At 61.8% G+C, this 22,278-nt stretch carries 18 protein-coding genes; 6 read left to right on the top strand and 12 right to left on the bottom strand.

What is annotated here, in order from left to right:
• Positions 1–149 precede the first annotated feature (149 nt).
• On the top strand, positions 150–1,649 hold the full coding sequence (locus JTP94_RS05375; protein WP_204849494.1) for a glycosyltransferase family 39 protein: 1,500 nt from the start codon (positions 150–152) through the stop codon (positions 1,647–1,649).
• On the opposite strand, the gene JTP94_RS05370 is transcribed toward JTP94_RS05375, so the two are convergent.
• Positions 1,646–1,891, bottom strand: coding sequence for a helix-turn-helix domain-containing protein (locus tag JTP94_RS05370; protein ID WP_409456587.1), 246 nt, complete (start codon positions 1,889–1,891; stop codon positions 1,646–1,648). The two genes, JTP94_RS05375 and JTP94_RS05370, sit on opposite strands and share 4 nt — an antisense overlap.
• A 102-nt stretch (positions 1,892–1,993) precedes the next feature.
• On the opposite strand from JTP94_RS05370, the gene JTP94_RS05365 reads away from it, so the two are divergent.
• The 3 genes from JTP94_RS05365 to secD all read left to right on the top strand — a co-directional run bounded on the left by JTP94_RS05365 (position 1,994) and on the right by secD (position 6,945).
• The gene (locus JTP94_RS05365) at positions 1,994–3,853 is read left to right on the top strand and encodes a cation:proton antiporter (protein ID WP_204849493.1); all 1,860 of its coding nucleotides are present in this window, start codon (positions 1,994–1,996) and stop codon (positions 3,851–3,853) included.
• 15 nt (positions 3,854–3,868) lie between these two features.
• On the top strand, positions 3,869–4,288 hold the full coding sequence (locus tag JTP94_RS05360) for a hypothetical protein (RefSeq protein ID WP_204849492.1): 420 nt from the start codon (positions 3,869–3,871) through the stop codon (positions 4,286–4,288).
• A gap of 98 nt (positions 4,289–4,386) precedes the next feature.
• On the top strand, positions 4,387–6,945 hold the full coding sequence (gene secD, locus JTP94_RS05355; protein WP_204849491.1) for a protein translocase subunit SecD: 2,559 nt from the start codon (positions 4,387–4,389) through the stop codon (positions 6,943–6,945).
• Positions 6,946–7,339: 394 nt separating this feature from the next.
• Here secD and JTP94_RS05350 read toward each other — a convergent pair whose 3' ends face one another.
• Both JTP94_RS05350 and JTP94_RS05345 read right to left on the bottom strand, forming a co-directional pair.
• Positions 7,340–7,888, bottom strand: a complete 549-nt coding sequence (locus tag JTP94_RS05350) for a hypothetical protein (protein WP_204849490.1) — start codon at positions 7,886–7,888, stop codon at positions 7,340–7,342.
• A 75-nt stretch (positions 7,889–7,963) separates the two neighbouring features.
• Positions 7,964–8,836 (bottom strand): SMP-30/gluconolactonase/LRE family protein, encoded by an 873-nt coding sequence (locus JTP94_RS05345; protein WP_204849489.1) that lies wholly within the window; start codon positions 8,834–8,836, stop codon positions 7,964–7,966.
• A 277-nt stretch (positions 8,837–9,113) separates the two neighbouring features.
• Here JTP94_RS05345 and JTP94_RS05340 point away from each other — a divergent pair, with 277 nt between their 5' ends.
• A complete protein-coding gene (locus tag JTP94_RS05340) occupies positions 9,114–11,183 on the top strand; it encodes an ATP-dependent helicase (protein WP_204849488.1) in 2,070 nt (689 codons plus the stop codon).
• Between the two features lie 80 nt (positions 11,184–11,263).
• Here JTP94_RS05340 and mmsB read toward each other — a convergent pair whose 3' ends face one another.
• From mmsB to JTP94_RS05300, 8 genes are all read right to left on the bottom strand, one after another.
• Positions 11,264–12,142 carry a 3-hydroxyisobutyrate dehydrogenase gene (mmsB, locus tag JTP94_RS05335; RefSeq protein WP_204849487.1) on the bottom strand — a complete coding sequence of 293 codons (879 nt, stop codon included), beginning with the start codon at positions 12,140–12,142 and terminating at the stop codon, positions 11,264–11,266.
• A gap of 20 nt (positions 12,143–12,162) precedes the next feature.
• Positions 12,163–13,221, bottom strand: a complete 1,059-nt coding sequence (locus tag JTP94_RS05330) for an enoyl-CoA hydratase/isomerase family protein (protein ID WP_204849486.1) — start codon at positions 13,219–13,221, stop codon at positions 12,163–12,165.
• 138 nt (positions 13,222–13,359) lie between these two features.
• On the bottom strand, positions 13,360–14,955 hold the full coding sequence (locus tag JTP94_RS05325) for a GMC family oxidoreductase (RefSeq protein WP_204849485.1): 1,596 nt from the start codon (positions 14,953–14,955) through the stop codon (positions 13,360–13,362).
• 177 nt (positions 14,956–15,132) lie between these two features.
• Positions 15,133–16,116 carry a branched-chain amino acid ABC transporter permease gene (locus JTP94_RS05320; RefSeq protein ID WP_204849484.1) on the bottom strand — a complete coding sequence of 328 codons (984 nt, stop codon included), beginning with the start codon at positions 16,114–16,116 and terminating at the stop codon, positions 15,133–15,135.
• 1 nt (position 16,117) lies between these two features.
• A complete protein-coding gene (locus tag JTP94_RS05315) occupies positions 16,118–17,005 on the bottom strand; it encodes a branched-chain amino acid ABC transporter permease (RefSeq protein WP_034513737.1) in 888 nt (295 codons plus the stop codon).
• 3 nt (positions 17,006–17,008) lie between these two features.
• Positions 17,009–17,710 carry an ABC transporter ATP-binding protein gene (locus JTP94_RS05310; RefSeq protein WP_204849483.1) on the bottom strand — a complete coding sequence of 234 codons (702 nt, stop codon included), beginning with the start codon at positions 17,708–17,710 and terminating at the stop codon, positions 17,009–17,011.
• A gap of 2 nt (positions 17,711–17,712) precedes the next feature.
• A complete protein-coding gene (locus JTP94_RS05305; protein WP_204849482.1) occupies positions 17,713–18,495 on the bottom strand; it encodes an ABC transporter ATP-binding protein in 783 nt (260 codons plus the stop codon).
• A gap of 15 nt (positions 18,496–18,510) precedes the next feature.
• Positions 18,511–19,719, bottom strand: coding sequence for an ABC transporter substrate-binding protein (locus tag JTP94_RS05300; protein WP_204849481.1), 1,209 nt, complete (start codon positions 19,717–19,719; stop codon positions 18,511–18,513).
• Between the two features lie 171 nt (positions 19,720–19,890).
• Here JTP94_RS05300 and JTP94_RS05295 point away from each other — a divergent pair, with 171 nt between their 5' ends.
• A complete protein-coding gene (locus JTP94_RS05295; RefSeq protein WP_204849480.1) occupies positions 19,891–20,817 on the top strand; it encodes a LysR family transcriptional regulator in 927 nt (308 codons plus the stop codon).
• A gap of 23 nt (positions 20,818–20,840) precedes the next feature.
• Here JTP94_RS05295 and galE read toward each other — a convergent pair whose 3' ends face one another.
• On the bottom strand, positions 20,841–21,878 hold the full coding sequence (gene galE / locus JTP94_RS05290; RefSeq protein ID WP_204849479.1) for a UDP-glucose 4-epimerase GalE: 1,038 nt from the start codon (positions 21,876–21,878) through the stop codon (positions 20,841–20,843).
• Between the last annotated feature and the right edge of the window lie 400 nt (positions 21,879–22,278).

Here is a 22,278-nt window from a genome sequence, read left to right as displayed (position 1 = left end):
CGAGATCTCGGGCGTCGAAATCAGTCGCAAGGCTTTTCGGAGGCGGCGACAGCGGGCGTCCCGCCATCTTTCTCGACCGCCGGGAGCTAGCATTGGGCTTGATAGTTCCGTATTAAGCCTCACGACCCGGCACCGAGATCCATCAGTCAATGCCCGATACCGCCCATTCCCGAACAGACACCCAGAAACTATCGCTGGGGCTCGGCCTTGCAATCATCTTCGGTGTCACGCTTTGGCGCGTGATCATGTTGCTGCCCAACCGGACGGATCTGTTCGTCGACGAGGCGCAATACTGGTTCTGGGGCCAGAACCTGGACTTCGGCTATTATTCCAAGCCGCCGATGATTGCCTGGGTCATCCGCTTCTTCAACGCCATATCGGGATCGGATTCCACATTCTGGATCCGCGTATCGGCACCGCTCTTCCATCTTGCTACCGCCCTGATGCTGATGCGCACGACGCGGCGGCTGATTGACGGAGACGCCGGGCGCGATATAGAGTCGTGGGTCGGCGTGATTTTCATCACCCTGCCGGCCGCTTCGCTCTCGGCCGTGCTGGTATCGACAGACACGATCCAGATCCTGTTCGTGACAATTGCGATCTGGGCTTTTCTCGGCCTGACCAAGCGCTCCTCCGTTTCCGAGGCGCTGATCCTGGGCATCAGCCTCGGCATAGCCTTCCTGACCAAATATTCGGTACTCTTCCTGCTGCCGGGCGTTGGCATCGCCATGCTGACGCTGCGCTCTGCACGCATCGCCTGGCGCGACGTCGCAATCGCCGCCATTGCGGGCGCCATTGTCGTTGCGCCCAATCTGTGGTGGAACCTCACCCATGGTGCGGCGACCGTGCGCCATACGCAAACCATCGCCCATTGGGGCACGGGCGGCGGCGACAACGGCGGGCTGCTGAAACATGTGTTGAGCGCGCTCGGTTTCGTCGGGGCGCAGTTCGGCGTGGTCGGGCCGGTCATCTTCTATGCCATGCTGTGGGCCGCATGGCGGCTGATCCGGGGCCAGAGCGACGACAGAGAAAAGCTGCTGTTCTGGTTTTCCGTTCCGGTGGTGGCCCTGATCACGTTGCAGGCCCTTTTCGCCAAGGCCTATGCCAATTGGGCTGTTACCGCCTATGCCGCCGGTACCATCCTCGCCGTGTGGCTGCTCTACCGGCTGACGAAAAAGGGACTGGTCACCTCATTGATCATCGGTGGCGTCGTCGCCTTCGTCATCCCGGTCCTGACCGTCTTCGCCTATGACATCAAGCTGCCGAACGGCGATCTCATCATGAAGCGCTATGTCGGCCGCAGCGCCATCAGCCTGGAAATCGCCGACATCGCTACAGCGGCGAAGACGCCGGATATCGTGGCCGAAGACCGCGATATTCTCGCCGATCTCTTCTATACGCTGAAGGGCAAGCCGTTCCAGATCTATGCCCGCAACTTCGGCGGCTTCCCGAAGAGCTATTACGAGCAGAACTTCTCTCTGCCGTCGACCGTGACCGGCAGCGTACTCTATGTCTCCGACGATCCGTTCGACTGTGCTGGGGGCCAAGCAGAGCTGGTCAAGAGCTGGTCGCCCGATCTCGGCGACATGAAGGGAAAGACGCTCTACGCCTATCGCGTCCCGGCGGGCTGCCTGGCGCCCAAACCCTAATCGCGAATTACAGGCGCGCGCGGGCAAAGCCCCCAGCCGAGACCCGGCATCTCAGTGAAGACGACGCCGCCTTCCTCGAAGGCGAGGCGCAGTTGCGCCTCGGTCGCCCGGTGGATTTCGTGATGGCCACCTTCATAGTCGCGTATCGTGCTTCGTGATACGCCAGCCTTCTCCGCTATATCCGATTGAGTCCAATCGAGCAGGCCACGTGCCGCGCGACAAAGCGCTGGAGTCAGAATCATTGGTTTCATGCCTTGATTCACAATCAAAAACCAACCATATTGGTCAACATAAACCAAATTATAGCATAATTATACGGGATTTCCAGCATCGAGGAGACGACAATGCCACATGACACACCTTTGATTTCGACCATCGTCATAGGCCTTGTCCTGGCATTCATCCTCGGCGCCATCGCCAATCGCTTCAAACTGCCGCCGCTGGTGGGATATCTTATCGCCGGCGTGCTGGCCGGCCCGCATACGCCGGGGTTCGTTGCCGATCAGAACCTCGCACCGGAACTGGCGGAAATCGGCGTCATCCTTCTGATGTTCGGCGTCGGCCTGCATTTCTCGCTGAAGGATCTCCTGTCGGTGCGCGGCATCGCCGTTCCCGGCGCAATCGTCCAGATCGGCTTTGCCACCCTGCTCGGCTGGGGCCTTGGCACGCTGATGGGATGGCCGCTCGGCGGCAGCCTGGTGTTCGGCCTTGCGCTTTCTGTCGCGTCGACGGTCGTGCTTCTGAAAGCCCTGCAGGAGCGGCGGCTGGTCGAGACCGAGCGGGGCAAGATCGCAGTCGGATGGCTGATCGTCGAAGACCTGGCAATGGTTCTGGCTCTCGTGCTCATCCCGGCCGCGGCCAGCATTTCCGGCGACGGCCACGGCAGCGTCGAGCCGCTGTCGGCCGGCTTGAGCCGCCTGCTCGGCCTCGATCTCGGCATCACCGGCATCATCGGGGTGACGTTGCTCAAGGTCGCGGCCTTCGTCGGCCTGATGCTGGTTGTCGGACGGCGGGTCATTCCCTGGATCCTCCACCGCATCGCTCACACCGGCTCGCGCGAACTTTTCCGCCTCGGCGTCCTCGCCATTGCGCTCGGTGTCGCCTTTGGCGCCGCAAAGCTCTTCGGCGTCTCGCTGGCGCTCGGCGCCTTCTTCGCCGGCATGATCCTTTCGGAAAGCGAGCTCAGCCACAGGGCCGCGCAGGAAAGCCTGCCGCTGCGCGATGCCTTCGCCGTGCTCTTCTTCGTTTCCGTCGGCATGCTGTTCGACCCCAATATCCTGATCGACAATCCGCTGCCGTTGCTCGCGACAGTGTTCATCATCGTCATCGGCAAATCGGTCGCCTCCTTCGTTATCGTGCTCGCCTTCCGCAAGCCGATGAGTACGGCATTGATCATCTCCGCCAGTCTGGCGCAGATCGGCGAATTCTCCTTCATCCTCGCCGCCCTCGGCGTCGAACTCGGCCTGCTGCCGAGCGAAGGTCGCGACCTCATTCTCGGCGGCGCGATCATCTCGATCATCCTCAACCCTCTTGTCTTCATCGCCTGCGACTGGTTGCGCAAGATGCTGGACACCAGGCGGCAGGGCGGCGAGACACCCGAAAGCGGAGAGCAGCCGGCAGTGCAGGCCGATAAGGCGGCGACCGTCGAGCCGTCGCCCATTCCTGCCGAACAGACAGCTGCCGCCGAAGTGGATGAAGAGTTGCGCACGGTCACCATGACCGGTCACGCCGTGCTGATCGGCTATGGCCGGGTCGGCAGCATCGTCGGCGAGAATCTGAAATCGTCCGCTACGCCCTTTGTCGTCATCGAGGATTCCGAAAAGCGGATCGGCGAGCTCAAGCAGGCGGGAATCGAGGCGATCTACGGCAACGCCGCCTCGGCGCTGGTGCTGGGATATGCCAATATCGCCGCAGCCCGCAGCCTGGTCATCGCCATTCCCAACGCATTCGAAGCCTGCAGCATCGCCGAGCAGGCTCGGGCGATCAACCCTCCGCTGCTGATCGTCGCGCGGGCGCATTCCGACATCGAGATCGACGTGCTGAAGCAATACGGCGCCGATACCGTCATCATGGGAGAGCGAGAAATCGCGCTTGGCATGGTTGACCGGCTCGCGCAAGTGCATCATGACAGGCCGCACTATGAAGACGCAGAGCGTCCTGATATCATGACCGAACCGCCGGAGCCCGCGCCGGCAAAGGAATGAAGGCATCTTTTACCGTTGAACCCGCTCGAATTCGGCGTCGCCGACAGCGAAGATAAGGACAACAGGACGCACCGCGCCGGAGCGCGCGTGATCGCCTCGCTGTTCCTCGCCTTCTTCGCTTATCTCGGGCTGGCGCTTGGCGGCGGCATCAATCTTGCTGCGCGGTCGGACGCGGAGGCGCTTTCCTCCGGCAAGGACAATCAGCCGCTTTATCTTTCCCTGCGGGACCCGGTTCGCGGCATCGTCGTCGCCGACCGCACGGCGCTGCCGAAAGCCACCTGGCATGATATCGGGCCGATAACGCTCGCGGCCACTCCATCATTCAGACTTTTCATCGACCCCTGGCAGCCGCGTGAACGCAGCGACGTCACGCAGCCTGAAATCTTTGCGTTTCGCGCCTATCTCGCCCGCGCTCCGCCGGCCGGCCTCGTCTGACCGGTTAACGCGCCCGTCGGCGCATCCCCGACATGACATGACCTACGTCCGCCAGCGGCTCAGCCGCCGGCATCAGCGTATTTCCAAGGATAATACCCATGCGCACTTCACCATGGCTGGTGGCACTCTACTCGGTGATCATCGTGCTTGGCTTTCTCGTTGCCTTGCCGAACGTCCTTCCGCAGTCCGCTCTCAGCAAAATCCCAAACTGGCTGCCGCATAGCCAGGTACCGCTCGGCCTCGACCTTCGCGGCGGTTCCTATCTCGTCCTCGAAGTCGACGAGAAGGACCTGACCAATGGCCGGCTGCAATCGCTGCAGCAGGATTCGCGCCGCGTGCTGCGCGACAAGAACATCCAGACCCGCTCGATTGTCCGCAACGGCAACCAGGTCGTCGTAACGCTCACCGATCCCTCGCAGAGCGGCGATGCGGTGACGCAGTTGCAGACGCTTGCCAACACGGTCACCTCAGGCCTCTCCGCCGGCCAGTCCGACCTGACGATCGCGCCGAATGGCGGCACGATCACCATGTCCTTCTCGCAGGCCGGCATCGCCAGCAATGTCGATTCCGCCGTCCAGCAGAGCCTTGAAGTCATCCGCAAGCGCGTCGACCAGGTGGGCGTTGCCGAACCGACCATCCAGCGTGTCGGCCCGAACCGCGTTCTCGTGCAGCTTCCGGGCGCACAGGACCCGTCACGCCTGCGCGAGCTTCTCGGCTCGACCGCGAAGATGTCCTTCCACCTGCTTGCCGACAATGTCGACCCGAACAATCCCGGCCCAGGCGTTACCATTCTCAAGGACGACCAGGGCAACAGCTATCCGGTCCTCGACCGTATCGAGCTTTCCGGTGACCGCTTGACGGACGCCCGCGTCAGCTTCGACCCGAACACGCATGAGCCGCTCGTCACCTTCCGTTTCGACAGCGCCGGTGCCAATCGCTTTGCCGAAATCACCCGCGAAAACGTCGGCAAGCCTTTCGCCATCGTGCTCGACAACAAGGTGCTGAGCGCGCCGAATATCCGTGAGCCGATCACTGGCGGTTCGGGCCAGATCTCCGGCAACTTCACCGCCGACAGCGCCACCACGCTGGCAGCCCTGCTGCGCGCCGGTGCGCTTCCGGCCAAGCTGACCGTCATCGAAGAACGCACCGTCGGCGCCGACCTCGGCGCCGATGCGATCCAGAAGGGCATCTATAGCGGCCTGGTGGGCTTCGTCTTGGTTGCCGCCTTCATCTTCGTGCTCTACGGCGCCTGGGGGATCCTCGCGAATGTTGCACTGCTCATTCACACGATTCTGACCTTCTCGGCCCTGACGCTGGTCGGCGCCACGCTGACGCTGCCCGGCATCGCCGGCATCGTCCTCGGTATCGGCCTTGCGGTTGATGCCAACGTTCTCATCAACGAGCGTATCCGCGAAGAAACCCGCAAGGGCCGCGGTGCCTTCGCCGCCATCGATAACGGCTTCAGGAAGGCCTATTCGACGATTATCGACGGCAACATGACGGCCCTGATCGCGGCTGCGATCCTATTCTACTTTGGCTCCGGCCCGGTTCGCGGCTTTGCCGTGACCATGGGTCTCGGCCTCATTATCTCGATGTTCACCTCCGTCGCCTTCGTGCGCGTCGTGATGATCGCCATCACCCGTCGCCGCAAGCTGAAGGTGCTCAACATCAGGCCGCTGATCCCCTTTAGCCCCTATGACAAGCATATTCACTTCATGAAGGCCCGCTTCTTTGGCGTCACCGTCTCAGCGATCCTGTCGATCGCCTCGGTGGTACTGTTCATCCATCCAGGCCTCAACTACGGCGTCGATTTCCGCGGCGGCATCCAGATGTCGGTCAAGACCAAGGACGCGGCCGATTTGTCGACGTTCCGCGAGGGCCTGAACACACTCGGCCTCGGCGAAATCGCACTGCAGTCTTTCGGCGACAACAACAGCATCCTTGTCCGCGCCCAGCGCCAGGACGGCGGCGAAGAGGCACAGACAGCAGCGGTGACCAAGCTCAAGGCAGAAATCACCAAGATCGACCCAGCCGCGACCATTGAAGGCACCGATGTCATCGGTCCGAAGGTCTCGGGCGAGCTTGCCTGGGCCGGCATCCTGTCGGTCGTGATCGCCAGCCTGGCGATGCTCGTCTACATCTGGGTGCGGTTCGAATGGCCGTTCGCGGTCGGCGCCATCGTCACGCTGGTACTCGACGTCACCAAGGCGATCGGCTTCTTCGCGATCACCGGCCTCGATTTCAACCTGACGGCCATCGCCGCGATCCTGACGCTTGTGGGATATTCGGTGAACGACAAGGTCGTGGTCTATGACCGCATGCGTGAAAACATGCGGCTCTACAAGTCGATGCCGCTGCGCGAGATTATCGACAAATCGATCAACGAGACCCTGGCGCGAAGCCTCTATACCAACGCCACCGCCTTCCTGGCGCTGGTGCCGATGGCGATCTGGGGCGGTAGCGCCGTCTCCAGCTTCGCGATCCCGATGGTGTTCGGCATACTTGTCGCCGGCGCCTCGTCGATCTTCATCGCAGCACCGATCCTGCTGTTCCTCGGCGACTGGCGCCGTCGCCATGCCAAGCCGGTTGCCAATGACGCGGTACCGGCAGACGGCAAGTCGAGCAAGGGCAACAAGCAGATCCCCGCCGCGGAATAAGCGGTAGCGCGATTGGAACGGGACATGCCCGGCCTCCGGGCATGTCCACCGGCGTTCACACTGGACACTGGAACCCCCTCTAGCACTCGGTGGCTCTATCCAAGCCCATACCCGCCAAAAACCGCCAGCCCGCAAAGGCACGTCTCATTATCATGATGGCGACGGGCGACGAAGACAGGGCGGGAGTGAAAGACCGTTTCTGCAAGCAGGCCGCAACGCCGGTTGCGAACAACGATACGCCCGATTTCTGCTAGGTCTTTTCCGGAGAAGCCCGGTCGATGACGGACATACTTTCGCGGGCACGAGAGCTGCTTCAGCGATCATATCGACGGTGGATATGTAAGCGGCCCGTCGGCTCCTGCGAACCGGCGGGCCGATCTGGCGCTAACTGGCACTAAATTGCGTTATGGATAGCACCTGCAAGCGCCGGAGATCCGCCAGAATAGCCCGAGATCGCTTTCGCAAGTGCCGGATTGGTCGAGGCAAGTTTGGCGTTTACGGCTTGAATGGTCGCTGTAGACAACGGCTTGTTCGCGGCGGCGGACAGGGCGGCCGCGACCTGTGCCAGCGTCGGGGGCGTGCTACCCTGCTGCGGCGACAGGTAATTCTGCAGGAGGCCACCATAAACGACAGCAACCCTGCCGATTTCCGATTTGGCGGAGGCATGTGCCAAAGCTTTGGGCGAGGCGTGCATAAAGCCGTTCAAAGCACCAAGGCTATTCGCCGGTTTGACTTTTGACGTCGAAGGATCGCTCGCCGATGCGTTCTGAGCGGAATTGTCGGCGTTTTTGCTATTTGCATGGCCATTGCCATTGCCGTTGCCGTTGCCAGCGCCATCGCCCTTGCCGTTGTTGGCGAGAGCAGGAGAGGCGACAAGGACTGCGCCAAGCAGGATTGCGGCGACGGATCGCGCGAAAATATTTGTGTGATGTGTGATAAGCATGTGGTTCTCCCAACCAGACCTCGGCAACTTTCCTTACATCGCTTCATGACTACAATGTGACGGGAGATCGAGCCTCTAGATGGACGGTATATGCAACGGCAGCCCGGGACGCGGCGCCGTTATCTTTTCCACAGCACCGTTGTCCTGCTCGCTGACGAGCAAATGCTTGCCGTCGACAGTAAAGGCAATCTTGCCAGGTCGCGCGCCGTTCGTGCGGATATGGCCCGCCATCCTGCCCTCGGTATCGACAAGTGAAATTTCGCCCAATCCGTACATGGCGCAATAGAGCACGCCGCTGCGATCGAAAGCGATGCCGGCCGGCCCGCGCAACGCGTTGACGGCGGGCGATGTCATCGACTGCGCGAACATCTCCTGCCGCCCACCGACGATCTGCCGATGAATTTTTCCGGTCAGGGTCTCGCTGTAATAGAGCAGCCCATCGGCGCCGAAGGCGATGCCATTGGCAAGGAGCAGGCCTGCGGCCAAGACCCTGATGACCCGGCCTTCGGCAGGATCGATCTGATAGACGCAGCCATTGTAGGCTGCCTTGAAGAAATCCGGATGAATATGGCCGCCTTCGAGCAGATCGGCGGTGCGGATGCCCGAATCGGTCATGTAGAGCAAGCCGTCAGGCCCGAAAGCGAGATCGTTCGGATGGAGAAACGAGCCATCCGCGCCACCTTCGATCACCTGCAGCACCCGGCCCTGCGGCGAGAGCTTGACGAGAGAATGCTCCGGGCCGTCGGTTATCCAGAAGCAGCCATCGCCGTCGATCGCAATCCCGGTCGGACGGCCACCGATCCGACAAACTTCCCGGTGCGCGCCGCTTGCGTCGAAAAGCTTCAGACAGCGGCGGGTATGATCCATCTCAACGAGCGCGATGCGCCCATCCGGCAAAGCCACCAGTCCGCCAGGCAGATGCAGCCCAGTGGCGATCGTTTCGTTCATATTCTGAAACCTTTACTCAACGCACTGCTGAAACCCAAAACTCAAAATGCTGCGCCATAGCAATACATAAGCACGAGGATAGTCCTTTTCGAGCCATGCCTGACCAAATCTGGGTAGGATTCTTGCGCAAAAGATCACATCCCCAAGCGAATCCCACAAATCTTGACAGGCTTGGGCAATTCGGAACATTCATAGAACGTCCGGATCATTTCGCCGATTCGATTCGTCGCGGATTTGCGCCTGGCGCGCCCTTCATCCGAGGCATTCAGGAGAGTTCATGAGCGCGGCCTATCTGGAAAAGCTGAACCCGGAGCAGCGGTTGGCGGTGGAGCATGGCACAACGGCCGGCGACGGCCATGTCGCAGGGCCGCTGCTTGTCATCGCCGGGGCCGGATCCGGCAAGACGAATACGCTTGCCCATCGTGTCGCGCATCTGATCGTCAAGGGCGCGGACCCGCGCCGGATCCTGCTGATGACATTCTCACGCCGTGCCGCCGCCGAAATGGGCCGCCGTGTCGAGCGAATCTGCCGCGAAGTGATCGGCGCCAATGCGGGTGTTACAGCCGATGCGCTCGCCTGGAGCGGCACGTTTCACGGCATCGGCGCGCGGCTTTTACGAGATTATGCCGAGCAGATCGGGCTCGACCCGGCCTTCACGATCCACGACCGGGAAGACAGCGCCGACCTCATGAACCTCGCGCGCCACGACCTTGGTTTTTCCAAGCTCGAAAGCCGCTTTCCGACCAAGGCGACATGCCTTGCCATCTATTCACGCTCCGTCAATTCGGAAGCGCCGCTCGCAGAGATGTTGCGCGACTCCTTTCCGTGGTGCGCGACCTGGGAACAGCAGCTGCGTGATCTCTTCGCCGCCTATGTCGAAGCCAAACAAGCACAGAACGTGCTCGATTACGACGACCTGCTGCTCTACTGGGCGCATATGCTGCAAGAGCCGCTGATCGCCGAGGATATCGGCGGTCGTTTCGACCATGTGCTCGTCGACGAATATCAGGATACCAACCGGCTGCAATCGTCGATCCTGCTGGCACTGAAGCCCGACGGCCGCGGTCTGACGGTCGTCGGCGACGATGCGCAGTCGATCTATTCCTTCCGCGCGGCGACGGTGCGCAACATCCTCGATTTTCCGAAAGCCTTCACGCCTGCGGCCGACATCGTCACGCTCGACCGCAACTACCGTTCGACGCAGCCTATTCTCGCCGCCGCCAATGCCGTGATCGACCTTGCTTCGGAGCGCTTCACCAAGAACTTGCGCACGGAACGGCAGAGCGTCGAACGCCCTCGGCTTGTGACGGTGCGCGACGAAAGCGATCAGGCGCGTTACGTCGCCGATCAGGTGCTGGAAAACCGCGAAGGCGGCGCCAGGCTCAAGCAGCAGGCCGTGCTTTTCCGCACCTCAAGTCATAGCGGGCCGCTGGAAGTGGAGCTTACCCGCCGAAATATCCCCTTCGTCAAATTCGGCGGGCTGAAGTTTCTCGACAGCGCCCACGTCAAGGACATGCTGGCCGCACTGCGTTTTGCCCAGAACCCGCGTGACCGGGTGGCCGGCTTCCGGCTGATGCAGCTTCTGCCCGGCGTCGGCCCCTCCACGGCGCAGCGCGTGCTCGACCAGATCGGCGAGGATGCCAATCCGATCGCGGCCCTTGCCGAGCTCCCGTCGCCGCCCCGGACGGGAGAAGATTGGACTGTCTTCGTCGAGACCATGCGAGACGTGAAGAGCGGCAAGGCCGGTTGGCCGGCGGAAATCGGCCTGGTGCGGCAATGGTATGAGCCGCATCTGGAACGGGCGCACGAGGATGCCGCGACACGCCAGGCAGACCTTATCCAGCTCGAGCAGATTGCCGCCGGCTATGGCTCGCGCGAACGTTTCCTGACCGAGCTGACCCTCGATCCACCTGACGCCACCAGCGACCAGGCGGGCGTGCCTTTGCTCGACGAGGACTATCTGATCCTGTCGACCATCCATTCGGCCAAGGGCCAGGAATGGACGAAGGTCTTCATCCTCAATGCCGTCGACGGCTGCATCCCCGCCGATCTCGCCGTCGGCTCATCCGCAGAGATCGAAGAGGAACGACGGCTGCTCTATGTCGCGATGACGCGGGCCAAGGACAATCTCGATCTCGTCACCCCGCAACGGTTCTTCATTCACGGCCAGCATGCGCAGGGCGACAAGCATGTCTTTGCCTCGCGCACACGCTTCATCCCGGCGACATTGCTGCAATTCTTCGAAGTCTGCGGCTGGCCACAGGCGCGTGCGGAGAGCCCCGCCGCCATTCGGGCCCGACAGGTGCGCGTCGATGTTGGCGCGCGCATGCGCGGCATGTGGCGGTGAGTTGCGGGGAGAGGGTTAGGGTGAGGGGCTATACAGAGCCGCCTTCTGTCACAGGGCCGCCCGAGCATTGTCAACAATACTCACGCCTCCCGAAACATCTCTATAATTGCGGAGAAATCGCGGCTGCCATTGCCCAGTTTCTCGAACAGCCCGAAAAGCTGTGCCGCTTCCGCACCCAGCGGCGTCGACGCGCCGCTCGATAGCGCCGCCTCCTGCGACAGGCGCAGATCCTTCAGCATCAGCGCTGCCGAAAAGCCGGGCTTGTAGTCGTTGTTCGCAGGCGATGTCGGCACGGGTCCTGGCACCGGGCAATAGGTATTGATCGACCAGCATTGGCCGGATGAGGTCGAGGCGACATCGAACAGCGCCTGATGCGAGAGACCAAGCTTTTCGCCGAGCACGAAGGCCTCGCAGACGCCGATCATCGAAATGCCGAGGATCATGTTGTTGCAGATCTTCGCGGCCTGTCCTGCTCCGGCATCTCCGCAATGGACGATCTTGCGGCCCATCACCTCCAGCAACGGCTTGGCGGCGGCAAAACTTTCCGGAGAGCCGCCCGCCATGAAGGTCAGCGTTCCCGCCGAGGCCCCGCCCGTGCCGCCCGAGACCGGCGCGTCAAGCGAGAGGCAACCAACCTCACCTGCCATGACGTGAGCCTTGCGGGCACTATCGACATCGATGGTGGAGCTGTCGATCAGCAGCATTCCCTTCGGCACGGAGCGCAGAATATCGGTCCAAACCGTAAGGACATGCTGACCTTTTGGCAGCATGGTGACGACCACCTCAGCCTCCACCAAGGCTTCGGTCAGCACGTTCGCAGCCTTGACTCCCGTTGCCTCGGCGGCCTTCAGCATGTCATGCGAGAGATCGTAACCGATGACAGCGTGACCGGCCTTGACCAGATTGGCGGCCATCGGGCCTCCCATATTGCCGAGGCCGATGAATGCGATCCGTGTCATGATTTTCCTCCCATGATCCGTTAGGCTGCGAAAAGCGGCGGTTGCGCCGGTACGAAGAAGCGGTCGATATCATCAGCCGTGACTTCGGCAAGGCTTGCCGGCGACCATTTCGGGTTGCGGTCCTTGTCGATGACGGCGGCGCGGACGCCTTCGTAGAAGTCATGATTATACAATATGCCCAGGCAGGCGCCGAGTTCACGATTGAGGCACTCGGCGAGATTGGCGCTGGTTCGGCCGGCGCGCAGAAGCCGCAGCGTCAGCTTCAGGCTGGTCGGCGAACGGCTCGCGATCAGGCCGGAGGTTTCAGCGGCGAATTCTCCCGGTTCCCGAGCCAACGCCTGCAGGATGTCCTCGACCGTGTCGCCGGCAAAGGCGCGATCGATCACGTCTCGATTTGCCGCAAGGCGGCTTTCGCCTGCAGCCGTTGCCATGGTCCTGATCAGGGCATGCACATCGGCCGCCGACGTCGAGGCGGGCAGCGCCGCGATCGCATCTATCAATGCAGGGAGCGCCGAGGAGGCAACGCAATGATCGGCAAACCCCGCGTGCAGTGCGTCGGCGGCATCAACGGCAAGGCCGACAAGGCCCATCCAGGTGCCGGCTTCGCCCGGCGCGCACGGCAAGAGCCAGGTGGCGCCGACATCGGGGAAATAGCCGATGCCTGTTTCCGGCATGGCGAGGCGGGTGCGCTCGGTGACGATGCGATGGCTGCCATGCGCCGAGAGGCCGACGCCGCCGCCCATGGTGATGCCGTCCATGAACACCACATAGGGTTTGGGATAGCGTGAAATGGCATGGTTGAGCCGGAACTCCTCGCGCCAGAAGGTTTCTGCGCCGTCCGAACCCTCCTTGCCGCTCTGGTGCAGCAGGCGGATATCGCCGCCCGCGCAGAAGCCACGCTCGCCCTCCCCCTTGACGATGACGGCGGCGATAGCGGGATCGACAGCGAATTCCTCAAGAGCCGAGGTTACCGTCCGCACCATGGGCAGCGTCAGGCTGTTCAGCGCCTTCGGCCGGTTGAGCCGGATGATGCCAGCCGATCCGCGGCGCTCGATGATGACTTCGTCCGTGCTGTCCATCTAAATCTCCCTGTCCTTGCTGCCAGAACGGTTTGCGTTTCATGGAAACGCCGAACCGTTCCGGTTCTTTGTCTTATCGCAACTCCGGACGGAAAACCGCTGCGCACTTTTCCTGGACTTGCTCTCATCAATAGGCGTTCAGCGGTTGTCGGCAAGGATCATCTCAGCCGCCTTTTCGGCGATCATGATGGTCGGCGAGTTGGTGTTGCCCGATGTGATCGACGGCATCACCGAAGCATCGGCGATGCGCAGCCCTGCAAGGGCGCGCAGCCGCAGGCGGGGATCAACAACGCTTTGCGGATCGCTACCCATGCGGCATGTGCCGACGGGATGGAAAATCGTCGTGCCGATGTCGCCGGCGGCACGCTCCAGATCGACATCCGTCTCGTAGGACGGGCCAGGCTTGAACTCCTCCGGACTGAATCTCGCGAAGGACGGCTGCGCCACAATCCGCCGCGTCAGTCGGATGGAGCGCACAGCGATCTCCCGGTCGCGCGATGCGGAGAGATAATTCGGGCTGATCGCCGGCTGCATGGCAAAGTCGGGGCTGCGGACATGCACCGAGCCACGGCTCTCCGGCCTTAGGTTGCAGACGCTGGCGGTGATCGCCGGAAAGGGATGGACGGGATCGCCGAACTTGTCGAGCGAGACCGGCTGCACGTGATATTGCAGATCCGGCATTTCCTTGTCCGGCCCGGAGCGGGTGAAGATACCGAGCTGGCTCGGCGCCATCGCCATCGGCCCGGAGCGGCGGATGAGATATTCGAGCCCGATCGACGCCTTGCCGAACAATGATGTCGCCTTTTCGTTCAAGGTGGGAACGCCGGTTACCTTGTAAGCCATGCGAAGCTGCAGATGATCCTGCAGATTTTCACCGACGGACTTGACCTCGCGGACGACCTCGATGCCGGCCTTGCTCAACACATCGCCCTGCCCGATGCCCGACAGTTCGAGGATCTGCGGCGAGCCGATGGAGCCGGCCGACAGCACCGTCTCCTTGCTTGCGTAGGCGCGCTTCGCCACGCCATCGTGCTGAAACTCGACGCCAGTGACGGCATGGCCCTCGATGATGAGGCGCCGCGCCTGGGCCTTTGTGTAGACTGTCAGATTGCCTCGCTTCATTGCCGGCCGCAGGAAGGCCTTCGCCGTATTCCAGCGGATACCGGAACGCTGGTTGACATCGAAATAGCCGGAACCCTCATTGTTGCCGCGGTTGAAATCGGCCGTTTCGGGGATGCCTGCCTCGCGGGCTGCCGCCTGGAAGGCGTCGAGCACGGCCCAGCGCACGCGCGCTTTTTCGACCCGCCATTCGCCGCCGGCGCCATGCATCTCGTCCTTACCCCGGTAATGATCCTCGGACCTGGTGAAATAGGGCAGCACGTCTTCCCAGCCCCAGCCGGTGCAGCCGAGCTGCCGCCAGAGATCATAGTCTCGCGCCTGGCCGCGCATGTAGATCATGCCGTTGATGGAGGAGCAGCCGCCAAGCACCTTGCCGCGCGGATAATTCAGCGAGCGACCGTTCAGCCCCGCCTCGGGCGTCGTGGTAAAGCACCAATCGGTGCGGGGATTATTGATGCAATAGAGATAGCCGACCGGGATATGGATCCAGTGGTAGTTGTCATTACCGCCAGCCTCCAGCAGCAGCACCCGGTTGTTCCGGTCGGCCGAGAGCCGGTTGGCAAGCAGGCAGCCGGCACTGCCGGCGCCGATGATGATGTAGTCGAAGCGATCCATGTTCAAAACTCAGTCATCCCCTCTCCCCGCATGCGGGAGAGGGAGAGGGTGAGGGGCATGAAGGTTCGGCAAATCCCAGCTTGCGGATCAATCTCGAAATAGCCCCTCATCCGCCCTTCGGGCACCTTCTGCCCGCCCTTCGACAAGCTCAGGACGGGGAGAAGGAAAGGCAAATAATCAACGCCGATATTCAAACCCCAGTTTCCGTCCCAACCGCGATGCGTAGAATTCGCCGATGACGCCGCGGCGGAAGAGCAGGACACAGACCATGAAGACGATGCCGGTGATGATGGTGACGGGGAATTCCGACGTCGCGAGGTAGTTTTCCAGCGTCGCGACGAATCCCGCGCCGAAGAGCGGGCCGATCAGCGTGCCGATGCCACCGAGCAAGGTCATCAGGATCACTTCGCCCGACATCTGCCATGCGACATCGGTGAGCGTCGCGAACTGGAAGACCAGCGCCTTGACGGCCCCCGCGAGCCCCGCCAGCGCCGCCGACATGACGAAGGCGCCAAGCTTGTAATGCGCGACGGAATAGCCAAGCGAAATCGCTCGCTGCTCGTTTTCGCGGATCGACTTCAGGATCATGCCGAAGGGCGAATTTATGAAGCGCCAGATGATCAGAACGCCGATCAAGAATATGGCGAGGACGAAATAATACATGTTGAAGGAATTATTGAGATCGAGGACGCCGAAGAGATAGCCGCGCGGCACGGACTGAATGCCGTCCTCCCCATGGGTAAACTCGGCCTGCAGGCAGAAGAAATAGAACATGTAGGACAGCGCCAACGTGATCATGGCGAAATAGATGCCCTGCCGGCGGATCGCGACGAAGCCCATGACCAGGCCGAGAAGCGCCGCGCCGGCGACGCCGATCAGGATGCCGAGTTCCGGCGGCACGCCCCATTCCTTCACCGCATAGGCGGTGAAATAGGCAGCACCGCCGAAGAAAGTGGCATGGCCGAAGGAGAGCAGGCCGGCATAGCCGAGCAGCAGATTGAAGGCGCAGGCGAAAAGCGCGAAGCAGAGCACCTTCATGACGAAGATCGGATAGATGAAAAACGGCGCCCAGATCAGCCCGACAAGACCGAGAACCAGCAGCAGTTTCTGCGCAGAAAGCTTCTTCTGTGGCCCGGACCTCAATGTGGCTAGATCAACCATCTCACGCATCCCGACCGAAGAGGCCCGCGGGCCTGATGAGCAGCACGATCGCCATGATCACGAAGATGACGATATTCGACGCTTCCGGATAGAAGACCTTGGTCAGGCCTTCGGCGATCCCGAGCATGTAGCCAGTGACGATCGCGCCCATGATCGACCCCATGCCGCCGACGACGACCACGGCGAAGACGATGATGATCATGTTCGATCCCATCAACGGCGAGACCTGATAGATCGGCGCGGCCAGCACGCCGGCAAAGGCGGCCAGCGCCACGCCGAAACCATAGGTCAGCGTCAGGAGCACGGGCACATTGACGCCGAAAACCTGGACGAGCACGGAATTTTCCGTCGCCGCGCGCAGATAGGCGCCGAGCTTGGTCTTCTCGATCAGCAGCCAAGTGCCGATGCAGACGATGAGCGAGGCGATGATCACCCAGCCACGGTAGACGGGCAGGAACATGAAACCGATATTCCTGGCCCCCGCCAGCTCGGCCGGCACGGCATAGGGCTGGCCGGAGGAGCCATAGAGATAGCGAAATGTGCCCTCGATGGTCAGCGCCATGCCGAAGGTGAAGAGCAGGCCGTAGAGCGGATCGATCTTGTAAAGCTGGCGCAGGCATAGCCGCTCGACCAGCGCCCCGAACAGCCCGACGATCAGCGGCGCCACGATCAGGGCCGGCCAGTAGCCGATGCCGGCATAGGCAAGCAGCAGGTAGGCGGTGAAGGCGCCGAGCATATAGAGCGCGCCGTGGGCAAAATTGATCACCCGCAGCATGCCGAAGATGATCGCGAGCCCCAGGCTCAGCAGCGCATAGAAGGAGCCGTTGATGAGGCCGATCAGCAATTGTCCGAGAAGGGCCTGGAGCGGGATGCCGAATATCATCGTCATGGTTCAGACCCCCAGCGCTTTGTGCAGCATGTCCATGCGCTCAGGTAGTTCGCCGACCGGAAACTCCGAGACCATCTGGCCGTGATCCATCAGATAGAAGCGATCGGCGATGCGGCTGGCGAAGCGGAAGTTCTGCTCGACCAGCAATATGGTCATCCCCCGCGCCTTGAGCTTCTGCAGGACCTCGCCGATGCGCTGAACGATCACGGGCGCAAGGCCTTCCGTCGGCTCGTCCAGCAGCAGCATACGCACGCCGGTGCGCAGGATGCGCGCCATGGCGAGCATCTGCTGCTCGCCGCCGGAAAGCTTGGTGCCGGCGCTGTTACGGCGCTCGTGCAGATTGGGAAACAGCTCGAAAATCTCGTCGACCGTCATGCCGCCTGATGCCACGACCGGCGGCAGCAACAGGTTCTCGTAGACGCTGAGCGTCGAGAAGATGCCGCGTTCCTCCGGCACGAAACCAATGCCCTTGTGGGCGGTCTTGTGCAAAGGCACCTGCATCATGTCTGCCCCGGCGAAAGCGATCCTGCCCTTACGTGCACGCACGATGCCGACGATGGTGCGCAAGGTCGTCGTCTTGCCGACGCCGTTGCGGCCGAGGATGGTAATGGTTTCGCCCTCGCCGACCCGCATGTCGACGCCATGCAGGATGTGGCTTTCGCCATACCAGGCATTCAGGCCCTGGACTTCGAGCAACGCCGCCATGCTCAAACCTCCTCCGTGCCCATATAGGCTTCCCGGACGCGCGGGTCGCGGCTGACCGTGGCGTAATCGCCCTGGGCCAGGATCTCGCCACGCTGCAGCACGGTGACATGATGGCAGATATCGGCGACGACGGAGAGATTATGCTCCACCATCAGCACGGCCCTGTCGCGCGCCACCTCGCGGATGATGGCGGAGACGGTGTTGACATCCTCCAGCCCCATGCCGGCCATCGGCTCGTCGAGCAGCAGCACTTTCGGGTCGAGCGCCAGGGTCGTCGCAATCTCCAGCACGCGCTTGCGGCCATAGGAAAGATCGGCGGCAACGGCATCCCGCTCCTTCGAAAGTCCGACGGAAGCGAGAAGCTGCTCGGCGCGGGCGTTGAGGCTGTCGAGCGCCGAGATCGGCCGCCAGAATTGATGGGCGAGATTGCTCGACCGCTGCAGGGCGACGCGAACATTGTCGAGCACGGTCAGATGCGGGAAAACAGCCGAAATCTGGAAGGAGCGCACGAGGCCCATGCGCGCCACCTTGTCGGGTCTCGTCCGGGTAATATCGGTGCCGAGCAGCGTGATCGTGCCGTGCGTCGGCTGCAGGAACTTGGTGAGCAGGTTGAACACCGTCGTCTTGCCGGCGCCGTTCGGGCCGATCAGCGCATGGACGCGGGCATGATGCACATCGAGATCGACATTCTTGACGGCGGTAAAGCCACCGAAATCGCGACGGAGTCCCCGGGCGGACAAGACCACCCGAGGCTCTTCATGCTGATCTATTGCTGACATCGCCATCGGCCGGCCGCAACCTCATTGCTTGACGAGATCGCAACCACTCTTGGCGGGATCGATATAGGCTTCCTTGCCAGGAATGGTTGCCAGCACGTTGAAGTAATCCCAGGGCTGCTTACTCTCCTCAGGCTTCTTGACCTGGAGCAGATACATGTCGTGGATCATGCGGCCGTTGGCGCCGACCGTGCCGCCGCGGCCGAAGAAATCATCGACAGGCATTTCATGCAGTTCCTTGGCGACGGCCTCGGTATCGTCAGTGCCGGCCTTCCGCACCGCCTTCAGATATTGCGTGACGGCGGAATAGGTGCCGGCATGGATCATGTTTGGCATCTTGCCGGTGCGGGCGAAGAAGCGCTTGCCGAATTCGCGGCTCTTGTCGTCGAGGTTCCAGTAATAGCCCTCGGTCAGCGTCAACCCTTGAGCCGCCTGCAGGCCGAGGCCGTGGACTTCGGCGAGCGTGAAGAGAAGTGCCGCCAGATGCTGGCCGCCCTGGGTGATGCCGAATTCCGAGGCCTGCTTGATGGCATTGGAGGTATCGAGGCCGGCATTGGCAAGACCGATGACCTTGGCGCCCGAGGATTGCGCCTGCAAAAGGAAGGATGAGAAATCGTTGGTCGACAGCGGATGGCGAACGGAGCCGAGAATCTTGCCACCGCTTGCCTTGACGTAATCGCTGGTCTGCTGCTCCAGCGAATAGCCGAATGCATAATCGGCCGTCAGAAAGAACCAGGTATCGCCGCCCTGCTTGACCAGCGCGCCGCCGGTGCCGACGGCCAGAGCATGCGTGTCATAGGCCCAGTGGAAGCCATAGGGCGAGCATTGCTTGCCTGTCAGATCCGTCGTCGCAGCACCCGTGACGATATCGATCTTCTTCTTCTCCTTGGCGACGGCCTGTACGGCAAGCGCCACCGACGAGGTCGTCAGCTCCATGATCGCGTCGACCTTGTCCTGGTCGTACCATTGGCGCGCGATGTTCGAAGCGATATCGGGCTTGTTCTGGTGATCGGCATCGACGATCTCGATCGGCGCGCCGAGCACCTTGCCGCCAAAATCCTCGACGGCCATCTTTGCAGCCTCCACCGACGACTTGCCGCCGAAATCGGCATAGACGCCCGACTGGTCATTCAGGATGCCGATCTTGACGACACCATCGGACGCGCCGGCAGCGAAAGCCGCGGTGCTGGTTGCAAGCAGAAGTGCCAGGGATGCAATAAGACTCTTTCGCATATTCTCCTCCCAGAGATTTGGCAAAAATGAATCTGTTCAAAATTGGCCAGCCGCTTTCCTCCAAACGACTTTCCGAGACGGGCAGGATCAAGGAAATCGCGCGTTGACGCAAGTCGCGATTGCAATTAATTCCAAACAGGGTCTGTTCATTTTTGAACAGAAGGGGGAAACATGAAGGGCACGCCGCACTTTACCTGGGACGATCTGCAATTCTTCCTCGCCGTGGCGCGAACCGGGCAGCTTTCGACCGCGGCCCGGCAGTTGCGCACCAGCCATGCCACCGTTTCGCGCCGCATCGACCGGCTGGAATTCGCCCTGAAGGTCAAGCTCTTCGAGCGCAATCCACGCGGCTACATGCTGACCGGCATGGGCCAGCGGTTCATCGACACGGCGGAGCGCATGGAGCAGGAAACCGAGCGTCTTCGGACGGATCTTTCCGCCGGATCAGCGGCGCAGCGCGGTGTAGTGCGCATCAGCGCGCCGGAAGGCTTCTCCAACTTCTTCTTTACCGGCGTGCTGCCGGAATTCACGGCGAAACATCCGACCATTTCGCTGGAGCTGATCACCATCCAGCAGATCATGTCGCTCTCGCGCAAGGAGGCCGACATCGTCGTCGTGCTCGACCCGCCGAAGGCCGGCCCCTACTTCACCGAGAAGCTGACCGATTATCATCTTCAGGTCTATGGATCGCGAGACTATCTCGCCATTCATCGCGCAATCGAGAGCCGCGACGACCTGCCCGACTGCGCTTTCATCGGCTATATCGAGGACATGATCTTCGCGCCGGGCCTGGACTATCTCGGCGATGTCCATCCGCGCATCAGGCCGCAATTCCAGAGCTCGAGCATCTTCGCGCAGCTGACGGCAACGAAAAACGGGCTGGGGCTTTGCGTGCTGCCGTTTTTCATCGCCGGCAAGCATCCGGATCTGCAGGTCGTGCTGCCGCAGGAAGTGGATCTGAGGCGCCACTATTGGATCACCTGCCACCGCGATCTGCGCCAGTCGCCGCGCGTGCGCACCGTCATCGATTTTCTGGCGGAAGCCGTGCGCCGGAATGCCCCGGCCTTCCTCGGGCCTTGGAGACGCGTTGACAGCTGACGCCGTCGGCTCCGGCCTTCCGCCTACCGGATACTTGGGGCAGCGTAGACCTTCTTAAGCCCGCCGGCATCGAACCCTGAACGTTGCGCGAGCTGGAGTTCCCAATCCAGCGACGAGCGCACGATCGTTTCCAGGCAATTGTATTTCGGTGCCCAACCCAGTTCCCGATGGGCGAGCGTCGCATCGGCGACGACGCTGGCCGTGTCGCCCGGCCGACGCGGCGCCATGTGGATGCGGAAGGCACGGCCATGGACGCGCATGACCATGTTGAGCACATCAAGCACGGAATAGCCCAGGCCATAGCCGCAATTGGCGACCAGCGGCCGGCCGCCGCTGCGCAGATGGCGCAGCGCCATGAGGTGCGCATCCGCAAGGTCGCTGACATGGATGTAGTCGCGAACGCCCGTACCGTCATGCGTCGGATAGTCGGTGCCATAGATATCGACCTGATGGCGGCGGCCGAGTGCCGCCTCGCAGGCTACCTTGATCAGATGGGTCGCGCCCTCGGTCGACTGGCCGGCCCGCCCCTTGGGGTCGGCGCCGGCGACGTTGAAGTAGCGCAACGCGACATAGCGGAAATCATAGGCCGCGGCGGCATCGCGCAGCATCAGCTCCGACATGAGCTTGGATTGACCGTAGGGCGATTCAGGCAGCAATGGCGCACCCTCGCTGACCGGCCTGTCCTCAGGCTGCGGACCGTAGACGGCGGCGGTGGAAGAAAAGACGAAATGGCGAATGCCGGCCTTGACGGCGGCACTCATCAGGATGCGGGTCTTGCCGGTATTGTTTTCGTAATAAGCGAGAGGATCCTCGATCGACATCGGCACCACGGCCGAACCGGCAAAGTGGATGATGGCGTCGATGTCGTTTTCGGCGAAAATCTTCTGCAGCAGCGCTTCGTCTGCCATATCGCCGAGATAGAAGCGGGCGGCCGGCGGAACAGCCCAGCGAAAACCGGTCGACAGGCGGTCGACGACGACCACGTCCTCGCCCGCGTCAAGCAATCTCCAGACCATATGGCTGCCGATATAGCCGGCTCCGCCCGTCACCAACACCGTCATTCTTCGCGTCCCCGCCAAGTCGTATCGGCGATATATGAGGCCTTCGCTCTTGCCAATTTGATTAAAAGCGAGCGGCTGGACGAGGAAGATTGGTGGAATGGTTAGGGCAGTCTTTCGCGGATCGATTGCATTTTATTGGTCGGGTGCGCGATGGCTATTATACTGAGCTTGGATAGTGTGCACCCCCTCTGTCACCGTCGTGACATCTCCCCCACAAGGGGGGAGATCGTTGGGAGTTTGCAGTCCGCGCTGTAAAAACAATGGACCTTAGCTTCAGCAGATACGATGCCGGTTTAGATCCGAGAGGCCGCCACGCGTTACCAATCTCCCCCCTTGTGGGGGAGATGTCACGACAGTGACAGAGGGGGGTGACAGAGGTGCGGCAAACAAAAAATGCCCC

This window comes from Martinezella lusitana (genome assembly GCF_016901135.1).
Taxonomy (GTDB): domain Bacteria; phylum Pseudomonadota; class Alphaproteobacteria; order Rhizobiales; family Rhizobiaceae; genus Rhizobium; species Rhizobium lusitanum_D.
This window is presented reverse-complemented; position numbering and strand designations above follow the sequence as displayed.

Bases quoted from the DNA above. Each gene is read 5' to 3' on its own strand.
- JTP94_RS05305 (WP_204849482.1), bottom strand. From the start codon at position 18,495: ATGGCGATGTCAGCAATAGATCAGCATGAAGAGCCTCGGGTGGTCTTG.
- JTP94_RS05315 (WP_034513737.1), bottom strand. From the start codon at position 17,005: ATGACGATGATATTCGGCATCCCGCTCCAGGCCCTTCTCGGACAATTG.
- JTP94_RS05345 (WP_204849489.1), bottom strand. From the start codon at position 8,836: ATGAACGAAACGATCGCCACTGGGCTGCATCTGCCTGGCGGACTGGTG.
- JTP94_RS05295 (WP_204849480.1), top strand. From the start codon at position 19,891: ATGAAGGGCACGCCGCACTTTACCTGGGACGATCTGCAATTCTTCCTC.
- JTP94_RS05375 (WP_204849494.1), top strand. From the start codon at position 150: ATGCCCGATACCGCCCATTCCCGAACAGACACCCAGAAACTATCGCTG.
- secD (WP_204849491.1), top strand. From the start codon at position 4,387: ATGCGCACTTCACCATGGCTGGTGGCACTCTACTCGGTGATCATCGTG.
- JTP94_RS05365 (WP_204849493.1), top strand. From the start codon at position 1,994: ATGCCACATGACACACCTTTGATTTCGACCATCGTCATAGGCCTTGTC.
- JTP94_RS05310 (WP_204849483.1), bottom strand. From the start codon at position 17,710: ATGGCGGCGTTGCTCGAAGTCCAGGGCCTGAATGCCTGGTATGGCGAA.
- JTP94_RS05370 (WP_409456587.1), bottom strand. From the start codon at position 1,891: ATGATTCTGACTCCAGCGCTTTGTCGCGCGGCACGTGGCCTGCTCGAT.
- JTP94_RS05300 (WP_204849481.1), bottom strand. From the start codon at position 19,719: ATGCGAAAGAGTCTTATTGCATCCCTGGCACTTCTGCTTGCAACCAGC.
- JTP94_RS05340 (WP_204849488.1), top strand. From the start codon at position 9,114: ATGAGCGCGGCCTATCTGGAAAAGCTGAACCCGGAGCAGCGGTTGGCG.
- galE (WP_204849479.1), bottom strand. From the start codon at position 21,878: ATGACGGTGTTGGTGACGGGCGGAGCCGGCTATATCGGCAGCCATATG.
- JTP94_RS05330 (WP_204849486.1), bottom strand. From the start codon at position 13,221: ATGGACAGCACGGACGAAGTCATCATCGAGCGCCGCGGATCGGCTGGC.
- JTP94_RS05350 (WP_204849490.1), bottom strand. From the start codon at position 7,888: ATGCTTATCACACATCACACAAATATTTTCGCGCGATCCGTCGCCGCA.
- mmsB (WP_204849487.1), bottom strand. From the start codon at position 12,142: ATGACACGGATCGCATTCATCGGCCTCGGCAATATGGGAGGCCCGATG.
- JTP94_RS05320 (WP_204849484.1), bottom strand. From the start codon at position 16,116: ATGGTTGATCTAGCCACATTGAGGTCCGGGCCACAGAAGAAGCTTTCT.
- JTP94_RS05325 (WP_204849485.1), bottom strand. From the start codon at position 14,955: ATGGATCGCTTCGACTACATCATCATCGGCGCCGGCAGTGCCGGCTGC.